General features: G+C 71.1%; 8 protein-coding genes. 1 reads left to right on the forward strand and 7 read right to left on the reverse strand.

Annotated features, from left to right (window positions below; translation table 11 throughout):
* From pulA to ABIQ69_RS15225, 6 genes are all read right to left on the reverse strand, one after another.
* Window positions 1-6,033, reverse strand: a complete 6,033-nt coding sequence (gene pulA / locus ABIQ69_RS15200; protein WP_350347968.1) for a pullulanase-type alpha-1,6-glucosidase — start codon at window positions 6,031-6,033, stop codon at window positions 1-3.
* 263 nt (window positions 6,034-6,296) lie between these two features.
* The gene (gene ccsB / locus ABIQ69_RS15205; protein ID WP_350347969.1) at window positions 6,297-7,409 is read right to left on the reverse strand and encodes a c-type cytochrome biogenesis protein CcsB; all 1,113 of its coding nucleotides are present in this window, start codon (window positions 7,407-7,409) and stop codon (window positions 6,297-6,299) included.
* Between the two features lie 9 nt (window positions 7,410-7,418).
* On the reverse strand, window positions 7,419-9,101 hold the full coding sequence (locus tag ABIQ69_RS15210) for a cytochrome c biogenesis protein ResB (protein ID WP_350350032.1): 1,683 nt from the start codon (window positions 9,099-9,101) through the stop codon (window positions 7,419-7,421).
* 22 nt (window positions 9,102-9,123) lie between these two features.
* The gene (locus tag ABIQ69_RS15215) at window positions 9,124-9,876 is read right to left on the reverse strand and encodes a cytochrome c biogenesis protein CcdA (RefSeq protein WP_350347970.1); all 753 of its coding nucleotides are present in this window, start codon (window positions 9,874-9,876) and stop codon (window positions 9,124-9,126) included.
* Window positions 9,877-9,878: 2 nt separating this feature from the next.
* On the reverse strand, window positions 9,879-10,499 hold the full coding sequence (locus ABIQ69_RS15220) for a TlpA disulfide reductase family protein (RefSeq protein WP_350347971.1): 621 nt from the start codon (window positions 10,497-10,499) through the stop codon (window positions 9,879-9,881).
* A gap of 11 nt (window positions 10,500-10,510) precedes the next feature.
* The gene (locus ABIQ69_RS15225) at window positions 10,511-11,182 is read right to left on the reverse strand and encodes a histidine phosphatase family protein (RefSeq protein ID WP_350347972.1); all 672 of its coding nucleotides are present in this window, start codon (window positions 11,180-11,182) and stop codon (window positions 10,511-10,513) included.
* 69 nt (window positions 11,183-11,251) lie between these two features.
* Here ABIQ69_RS15225 and aspS point away from each other — a divergent pair, with 69 nt between their 5' ends.
* Window positions 11,252-12,601, forward strand: a complete 1,350-nt coding sequence (gene aspS, locus ABIQ69_RS15230; protein WP_350347973.1) for an aspartate--tRNA(Asn) ligase — start codon at window positions 11,252-11,254, stop codon at window positions 12,599-12,601.
* A 68-nt stretch (window positions 12,602-12,669) separates the two neighbouring features.
* Here the strand turns inward: aspS and ABIQ69_RS15235 are convergent, their stop codons facing one another.
* A complete protein-coding gene (locus tag ABIQ69_RS15235; RefSeq protein WP_350347974.1) occupies window positions 12,670-13,602 on the reverse strand; it encodes a DUF559 domain-containing protein in 933 nt (310 codons plus the stop codon).
* Window positions 13,603-13,611 lie beyond the last annotated feature (9 nt).

Below are 13,611 nucleotides of genomic sequence, written 5' to 3' on the forward strand. Positions count from 1 at the left end.
CTACCAGAGCAGGACCGGCAGCGGCGGGTAGCCGGAGTCGGCGTAGCCCTCGCCGCCGTCGAACGCGACCTGCACCCAGTGCAGCCCGCGCCCGAGCTTCGGCAGCTTCACGTCGAACCGGCCCCGGTCCTTCGCCGTCAGCTCCTCCGTCGCGACCGGCTCGCCGTCGACCGTCACGGTCACCGTGCCCTCGGGCTTCGCGCCGTCCACGGCGAACACCTGGCCGATCACGCGTACCGCGCTGCCCGCCTTCGCGAAGAGCTTCGACGGCGTCGCTAGCACGAACGTCGCCACGGCGGGCGGCGGCTGCTCGTCGACGAGGACCGCGGCGCTCCGCGCCGGGATGGTGAGCGTGCCCGTCGCGGCATCCCACGACGTCTGCTTCACCACGTCGTCGGCGCCGTTCGCCTGCACGTCGTTCAGCGCGAACTCGCGGCCGGCGAGCCCCTCGATCTGCTCGGTGATCGGCTCGGGCGACGCGTTGAAGACGACCAGCGCGCCGTCCAGCGCGGGGTCCACGTCAGTGCCCACCCGATCGTCGACGAGCATCGCGATGAGCCCGGGCGTGGCATCCGGACCGCTGTTCGGGAACGTGACCTTCTCGTCGATCAGCTCCGCGCTGCCGAGCCGCAGCAGGTCGACGCTCGAGCGCACGCGCAGCAGGTCGAGGGCGGATGCCTCGGCCGCGGCGATGTCCGCGGGCGCCGGCTTCAGCGCGGGGTCGGCGAGGAGCGGCGCCATCTCGTCCCAGAAGTCGCCGTTGTCGGCCTCCATCGGCAGCCCCGAGCCGAACGTCGACTCCTGGCCCGTCCAATCGATGCGGTTGAACCAGTCGCCCGAGTTGTAGCTGTTGCGGTCGAGCGACTTCGATCGCAGCAGCTCGGTGCCGGCGTGCCAGAACGACGGGGTCTGCGCGAACGCGGTGGTCGCGAGCGACAGCGTGTTCATCCGCACCCGGTCGGCCATCGGGGTGTCGGCCGGCAGCTTCAGGATGCCGTGGTCGTACAGCGTCTCGTTGTCGTGCGCGTCGACGTAGGTGATGATCTCGTCGGGCTGATCGGCGTAGCCGGCCGGCGAACCCCGGTAGTCGAGCTCGTCGCCCCGCACGACGGTGCCGTCGGAGGCCTCGAGCTCGTACGCGCGGAGGTTGCCCGCGAGGCCGAGCTTCACGAGGTCGGACTGGTGCGCGAGGTCGGCGAGCTGCTCCTCCGGCGTCGCGTCGGCGTGCGCGTTCGGGTCGGTGCCGAGGCCGGTGCCGAAGCCCTGGTCGGACTTCGTGTCGGCCGCGACCGGGCTGCCGCCGTGCACGGCGTCGCGCAGCCGGTCGCTGAACGTCGCGATGCCGGTGCCGCCGAGCTGGCCCTGGGTGGCCTGCTCGAAGAGCGCGTTGTCCGCGACTTCACCGAAGTTCCAGCCCTCTCCATAGAGGAACACCTTCGAGCCGTCGACGCCGTCCTCCTCGAGCGTGAGCTCGTCGAGCGCCGCCCGGATCGCGAGCATGTTCTGCTTCGAGTGGTGGCCCATGAGGTCGAACCGGAAGCCGTCGACCTTGTACTCACGCGCCCAGAGCACGACCGAGTCGACCATGAGCTTCTCGGCCACGGCGTGCTCGGTCGCCACGTTCTGGCAGCACGTCGAGGTCTCCACGCCGCCCGCCGCGTTCAGCCGCTGGTAGTAGCCGGGCACGACGCGGTCGAGCACGCTCTTGCCGCCCTGCCCGGACTCGGCGGTGTGGTTGTAGACCTCGTCGAGGACGACCTCGAGGCCCAGGCCGTGCAGCGCGCCGACCATCTCGCGGAATTCCGAGACCCGCGCCCCGCCGTTCGCGTCCACCGCGTAGGAGCCCTCGGGCGCCTGGAAGTGGTACGGGTCGTAGCCCCAGTTGAAGCCGTCGGCGTCGCGGATCGCGGCGATGCACGCCTGCTGCTCGGCCGAGGCCGGCCCGAACGATGCGAGGTCGCACGCGGGCGTGGCCTGGAGCTCCCGCCGCTCCTCGATCGTCGCGAGGTCGAAGGTCGGCAGCAGGTGCACGGTCGTGATGCCGGCATCGGCGAGCTCGGCGAGCTGGGCGGTGCCGGCGCTCTCCCGGGTGAAGGCGCGGTAGGTTCCGCGTTCGGTCTCGGGCACGGTCTCGTCGGAGATCGAGAAGTCGCGCACGTGCAGCTCGTAGATCGAGCGGTCGACGGCCTGCTCGACCTCGGGTGCCGGCGTCTCGGCCCACTGCTCGGGCGCGAGCGACGGGTCGTCGAGGTCGACGACCACGGAGCGCACCGAGTTCGGCGTGAGCGCGGTCGAGTACGGGTCGGTGACCGAGTTCACCTCGATCGCGTCGGTCGTCGGCGCGTAGACGGTGACCGACCAGCGGTACTCGCTGCCCGAGGCCACGGGTTCGCCGTCGGGGCCGGTCGCCCCGGCCACGGTCCAGACGCCCGAGTCGGCGTCGAATGCGGCGGGCGTGAGCGCCGGCTCGCCGGACTCGCCCGCGGGGAACACCTCGAGCGCGACGTCCTGCGCGGTGGGCGCCCACAGCCGGAGCGTCGGCTCGTCGCCCGACCAGCTGACGCCGAGCTCGACGTCGGCGACGGCATCGGCGTAGAGGTCGTCGAGGACCCCCGGCACCTGCACCCCGGTGAACGCGGTGAGCTCGCCGTCGGGGTCTCCGGCGCGCTGCGCGACCGCCAGCTCCTCGGTGAGCAGCTGCGCCGCACCAGAGCGGTCGAGGCCGACCGGCTTCAGGGCGAGGAAGTCGGCGAGCGCCGGGAACCTCCTGGCCTGCTCGTCGCTGAGGCCTGCGGGGTCGAGCTCGAGCGCGACGGGCTCGCCGCCGCCCGCGACCTCGCCTTCGGCGACCTCGAGGCCGGCGTCGGCCGCGTGCTCGAGCGTCCACGCGAGGTCGGCGGCGTCCGCGCCGCCGAGGAGCGACGGCGGCCACGCGAGCGTGTCCGCGTCGATCCAGTGGGCCCGAAGCTCCCCGGTGCCCGCGAGCGGCGGGTCGCTCACGACGATCTCCAGCACGTGCGTGGCGAGCGTGTAGCGGAACTCGACGAGCTTGCCGCCGGACGTGGTGAAGGTGTAGTTCGCGCCGCCGGGTGCGCCCCCGACGCCGTAGTTCTCGTCCCACGACAGGCCGTGCGCGACCTTGCCCTCGTACGCGCCCTCGGGGATGCGGTCGGTGGCAAAGGTGTAGACGCCGTCGCGGTCGCCGTCGAACATCATCGAGGCGAGGCAGTCGGGCGACCAGTCGCCGGCGCAGCCGAGCTCGGACTGGAAGGAGCCCGGTACGGTGACGATAGGGCCCTCGGCCGTCGAGGTCATGACGTGGCTCCGCGGGTCCCAGTAGAACGTGATCGGTCCGCCGTCGTGGTGGTAGGTCACGTTCGGGCCGTTCGGCACGCCGCCGGCGCCGTAGTTCAGATCCCAGCTGCCGTTCACGGCGACCTTGTACTCGTAGTCGCCTGCGGGCACGTCGAAGGTGCCGGCGTACACGCCGTCGGCGCGGAGCGAGAGCTTCGCCTGCTCGCAGCCCGGCGTCCAGTCGCCGGCGCAGCCCATCTCGGAGTTGTGGTTTCCGGGCACCGTGACCAGCTCGATCGGCTGCTCGGGCTCCTCCTCGACGACGAGGCTGACGGCGTTGCCCACGGATGCGTAGGTCGAGGCGGCGGCGCGGTTGCCGGCCGCGTCGGTCGAGATCGCGCGGTACTCGAGGAGCGTGCCGTTCGCGAGCCCCTCGGTGTCGTGGAACACGCGCGGCGTCGTGTCCTCCGCGGTGCCGAGCGGATGCCACTCGGCGTCGCCCGCGACACGCCACGCGAAGCTCGTCTCCTGCCAGGTCGCATCGTCGACGTCGGCGGCGACCGGGCTCACGCCGGTCACGCCCGCACCGGCGGTGGGTGCCGACACCGAGATCGCGTCCGCCGCGTCGGGCGCCGTCACCGGGCGATCGGCGCGGTACACCACCGTGCCGAGGGCCGGCACCGTGACGGATGCCACGCCGTCGGCGCCCGCCGTGACCGCTCCGCCGTCACCGTAGAGCGGCGCGAAGACGCCGTCCGCGGTGAGCGTCGGCACGTCGACCGTCTTCGGGGCGGCCGAGTTGTTCGCGGCCACGAGGTACTCGACCCGCTCGTCGCGATCGACGCGGCTGAACGCGTAGACCCCGGCGCCCGAATCGGCGTAGCGCTCGATCTGCGCGCCGGTCGAGAGGGCCGGATGCGCCGCGCGGAGCGCCGCGAGCCCGGCGATGTGCTCGTAGAGCGGGGCATCCGTCGACGTGTGCTCGCCGGTGCCGAACGGCTCGCCCGTGACGAGCGTCTGACCGGTGTACTCCGACACCTGCGACGGGAACAGCGTCTGGCGCGCGCTCTGGTCGCCGCCGGTGCCGGCGAAGCCCTGCTCGTCGCCGTAGTAGACGACGGGCTGTCCGCGGGTGAGGAAGAGCAGCTCGTGGGCGAGCTCGTCGCGCTGCAGCGGGGCATCCGTCGACTGGAGGAAGTATCCGATCCGGCCCATGTCGTGGTTGCCGAGGAAGGTGGGCAGCGCGGTCGCCGACGAGTCGGGCGTCGTGTAGTAGTCGTCGCCCGCGAAGAGCGACTGGAGGTTCTTCGCCGAGTTGCCGGCCGCGAAGCTGACCGTCTGGGACTGGAAGGTGAAGTCGAGTACCGAGTTCATGTCGGTCTTGCGGACGTAGGGGCTGAGCTTCACCGGGTCGGCGTCGTAGACCTCGCCGAACATGAAGAAGTCGTCCTTGCCGAGGCCGTGCGCGTACTCGAGCACGTCAGCCGACCACTGCTCCCAGAACTCGAAGTTCACGTGCTTGGCCGTGTCGATGCGGAAGCCGTCGATGCCGAGGTCGATCCACTGCTCGTAGACGTCGACGAAGCCGTTGACGACGGTGGGATGCTCCGTCATCAGGTCGTCGAGGCCGACGAAGTCGCCGTACGTGACCGACTCGCCCTCCCACGTCGAGTCGCCCCGGTTGTGGTAGAGCGTCGGGTCGTTGAGCCATGCCGGGACCTTCAGCGTCTCCTCCCCGGGCTCGAGCACGGGGGTGTACGGGAAGCTCGTGGCGGCGTCGAGCGCCGGGAAGTCGGCACCCGTGTCGGCGTCGGCGTAGTCGGCGGGGTCGAAGGGCGTGCCGCTGGCGTCGCGGTAGGGCTCGGTCGCCTGGTCGATGTACGCGTACTCGCCCTCGGCGTAGTCGATGACGTCGGCCGTGTGGTTCGTGATGATGTCGAAGTAGACCTTGATGCCGCGCTCGTGCGCGTCGGCGATGAGCGCCTCGAGCTCGGCGTTCGTGCCGAGGTGGGGATCGATCTGGGTGAAGTCGGTGACCCAGTAGCCGTGGTAGCCGGCGCTCGCGTTCGCGCCCTCGCCCTGCACCGGACGGTTCTTGAAGCTCGGGGTGAGCCAGATCGCCGTGGTGCCGAGACCCTCGATGTAGTCGAGCTGCGAGCGCAGGCCCGCGAGGTCGCCGCCCTGGTAGAAGCCCTTGTGGGTCGGGTCGAAGCCGGTCGTGAGCGCGTCGCCCTCGAGGCCGCCCGTGTCATTGGCCGGGTCGCCGTTCGCGAACCGGTCGGTCATCACGAAGTAGAACTGCTCGTCGCTGCCGGGCTGGCGCACCGGGTCGGCGGCGAGGGCCGCGTCGGATGCCTCGTCGTAGGCGCCGCGGACGTCGAGGAGCTCGAGGCCCACGCGGTGGGTGGTGTCGTCGAACAGCACGCGCACGCGCGTGTCGCCGGCGACGGTGAGCGGGATGTTGTCGCCGCCGCCGTTCAGGCCGTACGACTCGTCCCAGGTGTCGTTGACGGCGATCTTGTACTCGTAGCTGCCGGCCGGCACCGTGAACTCCGCGGCGTGGATGCCGGGGGTGTCGGTCGCGGCGAGCTCGGTCTCGGCGCACTCGGGCGCCCAGTCGGCCGGGCAGCCGAGCTCGGACTGCAGGCTGCCGACCAGCGCGAAGGTGCGATCCTCCGCCGCGGCCGGAAGGGCCGGGAGCACGACGACCGCGGAGGCCGCGAGCGCTCCCGTCACCATCGCTGCGAACCATCTGCGCGCGCGTGCGCTCTGCGTCATCATCGACTCCCGAGGCTCAAGGGGCACGACCGCGTGCCTCCGACATCGCTCGCGACGCTAGCAGCGGGACGCGGAGGAATGCAAGCGCTTGCAACGCGAGAGCGGCACCGTGACTCGAGCGAGCAGACGCTCACGCCCGCGCGCTGCAAACGCTCTCACGCCCGGCAGGCCTGCCAGACGTACCCGGCTCACGGCCCACCGCTCACGACTTCGGGAGGAGCTGCTTACAGCCCCGAATACGCGTGGAGGCCCTTGAAGAAGAGGTTCACCACGGTGAAGTTGAACAGCACCGTCGAGAAGCCGATGATCGCGAGCCACGCCGACCGGGAGCCGCGCCAGCCCCGCGTCGCGCGGGCGTGGATGTACCCGGCGTAGACCACCCAGATGATGAAGGTCCACACCTCCTTGGTGTCCCAGCCCCAGTACCGGCCCCAGGCCTTCTCGGCCCAGATCGCGCCCGCCATGAGGGTGAACGTCCAGAGGATGAACCCGATGATGTTCACCCGGTACGCGAGGTTCTCGAGCGAGGTCGAGTCGGGCAGGGTGGCGAGGAACGACTGCTTCACGGCCGCAGCGCTCGCGACGAGCGCCTCACGGCGGGCCTGCATGAGCTGCACGACCGAGAGCGCGAAGCCGAGGGCGAAGAAGCCGACGGAGGCGGTGGCCACGAAGACGTGGATCACGAGCCACACCGACTGCAGCGCCGGCGGCAGCGGGGCGACCTCGACGCGGAAGTTCACCGCGGCCACCCCGAGCAGCACGAGCACGAGTCCGGTGACGAACGTGCCGAGGAAGCGGAGGTCCTGCTTGGCCACGAGCAGCACGACGAGGAAGACGGTCGTGACGACGAGCGTGCCCGTCATCGCGAACTCGTACATGTTCGCCCACGGCACGCGGCCGGCGGCGAAGCCGCGGAGCACGGTGGCCGCGAGGTGCAGCGCCCACGCCAGCACCGTCATCGCGACGGCGACGCGGAGCGAGGGCGAACGGCCGTAGTCGACGGATGCCCCGGCGTCGGTCGCCTTCTGCCACCGGGAGCGGGACCGGCCGGGCTCGCCGTCCGCCGCGCCGTCAGCCGCTGACACGCCGGACGGAGTCGCACCGGTGCCCGTCGACGCCGCGCCTCGCGGGCCATACGTGGCCGCGCCCGCCGACACCCCGGCGCCGACCACCGCGGCCTCGACCGCAGCGGGCTGCCCGGCCGAGGCATCCGCCGCCTTCGTCGCCGCCGCGCCGCGGCGCGCGAGGTCGATCGAGTACGCGATGAACGCGATCGCGTACACGGCCAGCGCCGAGTAGAGGCAGAGGACCGAGATCTCGTCGAGCGTGAACGTCACGGGACCACCTTACGTCGTGGGTTTCGGGGATTCATCAGCGGATTCGTCCGCGCGCACCGGGCCAGCGTGCGCGTCGGCGAGGGCGCGCACCGCGGCGTCGAGGCCGGGGTCCTCGCCGCGGGCCAGCCCGGCGTACTCGAGCACGACCCGGCCGTCCGGTCGCGTCGCGGCCTTCACCCAGATGCGGCGGCGCGGCACGAACAGCGAGGTCAAGAGACCCGCGAGGATCGCGATGGCGAAGACGAGCACCCACACCTGCGTCGGGTCGCGGTGGATGTCGAACGACGCGAACCGCTTGACGCTCTCGGAGTAGTCGCCCTCCGCGGCATCCGGCGAGGCGTTCTCGAAGGTGACCGTGCCTCGTCCGTCCGGCAGATCGGCGGTCTCCCCCGGCATGAGCTCGACGGAGTCGACGCCCGTCTGCCCGCCTGTGAGCTGCGTCATCTCCGACGTGTCGAGCGCGTACACCGAGGTGGGCGTGCCGCCGTCGATGCCGAGGTCGCCCTCGTACACGTTGAGCGTGAGCACCGGGTAGACGAGGTCGGGGTACGTCGACGTGTAGGCGCCGGTCTCCAGCGTGCTCTGCGTCGGGTAGAGGAAGCCCACCATGCCGAGCTGCTCGGGCAGGCCGTCGGGCACCTTGACCACGCCGATCGAGGTGAGGTTCGCGTCCTGCGGGAGGAACGGCACCGAGTCGGTGAAGACCACCTCCCCGTCGGGATCGCGCACGGTGATGGTCGGCGCGTACCCGTTGCCGAGCAGGTACACGTCGGTGCCGTGCGTGTGGAGCGGCTCGTTGACCTTGACCGTGCGCTCCTCGGCGCCCTCGCCGTCGCCCTCGCCGTCGACCGTGACCCGCGCGGTGAAGTCGATCGGCTGGCCGATGGCGTTCGCGTTCTGCGTCTCGTACACCGCGTCGAGCCCGTCGAGCGTGAGCCGGTACGGCTCGAGACTCTCGCCGTCGAAGAAGCGTCCGGGGTTGAACGAGTCGAACGCCGCGAGGGTGTTCACGAACGACTGCCCCTCGACGAGCACCCGCTGGCCCGAGAACCCGAACCCGCCGCCGATGCCGACGGCGACGAGGACGCCGAGGAGCGCCGTGTGGAACACGAGGTTGCCGGTCTCCCGCAGGTAGCCGCGTTCCGCGGAGACGGATGCCTCGCCCCGCAGCTCGTACCGCTCGACCCGGTACCCCAGCCCTTTCAGCCGCTTCGCGGCATCCTCGATCGCCGTCGCCGCGTCGGCGCCCGGGGACAGCTCGCGCTCGGTGTACCCGGCGAGCCGGGAGAGCCGGACGGGCGTGCGCGGCGGCCGGGCGCGAAGCGCCTCGAGGTGGTGCTTCGTGCGCGGGATGATGCAGCCGATGAGCGACACGAACAGCAGCAGGTACACCGCGGAGAACCACGCCGACGTGTACACGTCGAACATCTGGAACGAGTCGAGCACCGGCGCGAGGTCGGGGTTGTCCTGGAAGTACTGCGTGACGCCGTTCGGGTCGCTGGAGCGCTGCGGCACGAGCGAGCCGGGCACCGCGGCGATCGCGAGCAGCAGGAGCAGCAGCAGCGCGGTGCGCATGCTCGTGAGCTGCCGCCAGGCGAAGCGCAGCCAGCCGACGAAACCGAGCTTCGGCTGCGCGATGCCGGGTCCGCCGCCGCCCGCGCCGCCGTCGTCGTCGGGGTCGGCGGAGTCGATGTGGTCGCTCGGCCGGAGCGGGTCAGAGGACGAGGTCGATGCCACTCATCACCCCTTGCAGCTGGGTCATCCACGCGGTCCACAGCCCCGACACCATGACGATGCCGATGACGATGAGCAGGCCCCCGCCGATGAGGTTGATGGTGCGGATGTGCCGGCGCAGGAACGCCATCGAGCCGGTCACCCAGCCGAATCCGAACGCGACGAGCAGGAACGGGATGCCGAGCCCGATGCAGTACGCGAGCCCCAGCACGGCGCCGCGCCACGCCGACTCCGCGTTCAGGCTGAGGCTCAGCACCGCGGCAAGCGCCGGGCCGATGCACGGCGTCCAGCCGAGGCCGAAGACGATGCCGAGCAGCGGCGCGCCCGCGAGCCCCGTCGCCGGGCGCCAGCTCGGCTTCAGCTGCCGCTGGAGGAAGGTGAACTGCCCGACGAACACGAGGCCCATGACGATGAGCACCACGCCGAGGACCCGGGTGATCGGATCCTGCCAGGCGCGCAGCCACGCGCCGGCGGCGCCCGCGAGCACCGCGTAGACGAGGAACACGGCGGTGAAGCCCGCCACGAACAGCGCGACGCCGAGCAGCAGCCGGCGCCGGTTGCGACGCTCGACGGATGCCTCGGCCGAAGCATCCGTGAATCCGCCGAGGTAGCCGAGGTATCCGGGCACGAGTGGCAGCACGCAGGGCGACAGGAAGGAGATCAGCCCCGCGGCGAGCGCGATCGGGATCGCCACGACGAGCTGACCGCTGAAGACGAGATCGCCCGGTCCCACGGTCAGGCGCCCTCGGCGACGAGGTCGCCCACGATGGAGGACAGGATCGAGTCATCCTCGATCTGCCCGAGGATGCGCGCGGCGACGCGTCCCTCCTGATCGAGCACGAGAGTCGTCGGCACCGCAGCCGCCGGCACCTTGCCGGCGAACGCGTACTGCACGCGTCCCTCGTCGACGTCGAGGATCGACGGGTAGGTGATGCCGAAGTCCTCCTCGAACGGACGGGCGGTGCCCGCCTGGTCGCGGACGTTGACGCCCACGAAGGTCACGTCGTCGCCGAAGTCCTCGTGCACCTGCTGCAGGATCGGCGCCTCGACGCGGCACGGGGCGCAGCCGGCGTACCAGAAGTTCACGACCGTCACCTCGCCGAGCGAGTCGGCCGAGTCGAAGGTGCCGCCGTCGACCGTGGTCCCCTCGAAGGAGACGGGTTCGCCGCGCTGGTCGGCCGCGAACTCCGCGACCGAGCCGTCGCCGGCGATGTAGTTCTTGCCACTGCCCTCGCGGTACTGCTCCGCGAGCGGGTCGGAGCTGCACCCTGCGAGGAGCAGGACGGCCGCGAGACCGGCCGCCGTCGCCGACGCGAAGCGGGCGCCGATACGCGCGCGACGCTGGGGTCGAGGCATCCGCTGCATGCTCACACCGCCCCCACATCGGTGGCGCGCGCGCCGAGGCCCGCCGCCGGATCGCGATAGCCGACCTCCACGAAGCGGGTCGCGGTCGCGCCGCGCCCGCTCGCGAGCGTGCGGCGTTCGAACGTGGTGATGCTGGACAGCGCGCATCGGCGTCGGCGCGGATCGTGCGCGAGCGACTCGCCCGCGAGACGCCGGTGCACCATCCAGATCGGCAGCTGGTGGCTCACGAGCACCACGTCGCCGCCGTCGGCGGCCTGCCAGGCGTCCTCCATCGCGGCGAGCATGCGCGTGGCGATGTGCCGGAACGGCTCGCCCCAACTCGGCTCCCAGGGGTTCACGAGGAATGCCCAGTTGCGCACGTCGCGGAGCGCCGACCCGCGCCCGCCCATGCGCTTGCCCTCGAACCGGTTCTCGGGCTCGATGAGGCGCTCGTCGACCGAGGCGGTCACGCCGAAGGCCTCCGAGATCGGCTCAGCCGACTGACGGGTCCGCTGCAACGGCGACGCGGCGAGGGCGACGACCGGACGGTTGCGGGCGGCCAGGTCGTCGGCAGCGGCCTGCGCCATCCGGCGACCGAGGTCGGAGAGCCCGAAGCCGTCGAGCCGACCGTAGAGCACGCCCTGGGGGTTGAACACCTCGCCATGGCGCACGAGATGGATCTGCTCGGCCGGCACGGCTTCCAGTCTAGAGAGGCGATTCCTTTGAAACCGCCGAGATCCGGGCCGCGGGTAGGATAGTGCGCTGTGACTTCACGCACCCTCATCTCGGACCTCGCCGCCCTGCCAGACGGCCCCGTCACCGTCGCCGGATGGGTCGAGACCGTCCGCGATCAGAAGAAGGTGCAGTTCGTCATCCTCCGCGACGAGTCCGGCGCCGCCCAGCTGGTGAACCCCGCGACCCGCGAACTCGCCGAGGATGCCCCGGCCGACGGGCCCGGCTCGGCCGCCGCGCTCGAGCTGACCGAGGCGATCTCCGGCCTCTCGCACGGCTCGTTCGTGCGGGTCACCGGCGAGCTGAAGCACGACGAGCGCGTGAAGCTCGGCGGCCTCGAGGTGAAGATCGGCTCGCTCGAGGTCGTCTCGGCCGCGCTCGAGACCCCGATCGCCGCCGACTCGGGGCTCGACAAGCGCATGGACTGGCGATTCCTCGACCTGCGTCAGCCGAAGCAGAACCTCATCTTCCGCGTGCAGACGACCTTCCTGCACGCCCTCCGCGGCGTCTGGGTCGAGAAGGGCCTCATCGAGATCCAGACGCCGAAGCTCATGGCCTCGGCCTCCGAGTCGCGCGCCGAGCTGTTCGAGGTCGAGTACTTCGAAACCAAGGCCTATCTCGCGCAGAGCCCGCAGTTCTTCAAGCAGATGGCGCAGGCCGCGGGCTTCGGCGGCGTGTTCGAGGTCGGCCCCGCGTTCCGCGCCGACCCCTCGTTCACGAGCCGGCATGCGACCGAGTTCACCTCGATCGACACCGAGATCAGTTGGATCGAGTCGCACGAAGACGTCATGGCTCTCCACGAGGAGCTCCTCGTCGCCGGCTTCCAGGCCGTGGCCGACAAGCACGGCGACGAGATCCGCGAGCTCTTCGGCGTCGAGGTCGTCGTGCCCAGCCGTCCGTTCCCGCGCATCCCGCTCGCCGAGGCGAAGCAGATCGTCGCCGACCGCGGCTACGTCGTGCCCCGCGCCGACGCCGACATGGACCCCGAGGGCGAGCGTCGCATCTCGGAGTACGTGAAGGAGGAGCTCGGGCACGAGTTCGTCTTCCTCACCGACTACGCCTCGAGCATCCGGCCGTTCTACCACATGCGCCACGAGGGCGACCCGGGTCTCACCAACTCGTACGACCTCATCTACAACGGCGTCGAGATCTCCACCGGCGCGCAGCGCGAGCACCGCGTCGACGTGCTCGTCGAGCAGGCGAAGGAGAAGGGGCTCGACCCCGAGGAGCTCGGGTTCTACCTCGACTTCTTCCGCTACGGCGTGCCGCCGCACGGCGGGTTCGGCATGGGCCTCGCCCGGGTGCTGATGCTCATGCTGCACGAGCACTCCATCCGCGAGACGACGTACCTCTTCCGCGGCCCCACGCGCCTGCTGCCGTAGGCCGCGCGGGCGGGTGATGTCGCGCAACTCGACCTCACGCGCGAGGAATGACGACGGATCGCGCGACATCACGTGCCGATCGAGCCCGTCCAGCCACGCTCGCGCAGCGCCAGGCGCACCTCCTCGATGCGAGCGACACGCGCCGCACCGCGATGGCGCTTCGTGAAGCGGATCGCGCGCCAGCCCTCGGCCGCGAGCTCGTCATGACGATGGATGTCCCTGGCGTACTGCCGATCGTCGGTGCGGTGTTGATCACCGTCGTACTCCGGCATCACGCGGTACTCGGGGTAGGCGAGATCGGCGATCGCGATCAACCGGCCCGAGGCATCCGTCACCGCGTAATTGACTCGTGGTTCCGGCAGGCCGGCGTCGCGAAGGTCGAGACGGAGGAGCGTCTCCTGGGGTGAATCGGTGTTCGCCCGCAGTAGCGGGAACGCGGCGGCGAGCGCGCGATGTCCGCGGCGACCGGCATGGCGACGGAGCGCACGCCCGAGAGCATCGAGGCTTGAACGAGGCGCGTGCCGACGCAGCAGAGAGTCTCCCGCCACGACCAGCTCCCGCACGGTGACGAGGGTCGCGAGCTGACACCACGCATCCTCGGGCGAAACGATGGGCAGGCCTGCGAGCAGCCCGACCTCCGTGCCGCCGCTCGCGAGCCGGTGACCACGGACTCCTCGACCGCGTGGAATCGCCCGAGGCGCGAAGCCGGCGACGTCGATCTCTTCGACGATCGCTTCCCGCACGCGCCGCGGCAGGACGATTCCATGGAGCGCCGCGGCCGTCGCATGACTGAACACATCGCCCGGCCGCATCGTGACGAGTTTCGCCTGGCACCGCTCGAGGAAGGTCGGCGGCTCCTGGGCGGGCATCCGCACCCCGTGGAACGGACGCGCGAGATCGCGTCCTCGCAGCCTCCCCTCCTTCGCCCCCGCCCGGAGCGCCTCGCCCACGGCGAACGCCCGAGTGCTGAGCTCTGCCGGTAGCGGAGTGGGTGGGCGCACCTCGGCAGT

The sequence above is a fragment of the Agromyces sp. G08B096 genome, assembly GCF_040267705.1.
GTDB lineage: Bacteria > Actinomycetota > Actinomycetes > Actinomycetales > Microbacteriaceae > Agromyces.

Coding starts and splice junctions, on each gene's coding strand:
- ABIQ69_RS15220 (WP_350347971.1), bottom strand. CDS start 10,499: ATGCCTCGACCCCAGCGTCGCGCGCGTATCGGCGCCCGCTTCGCGTCG.
- pulA (WP_350347968.1), bottom strand. CDS start 6,033: ATGGTGACGGGAGCGCTCGCGGCCTCCGCGGTCGTCGTGCTCCCGGCC.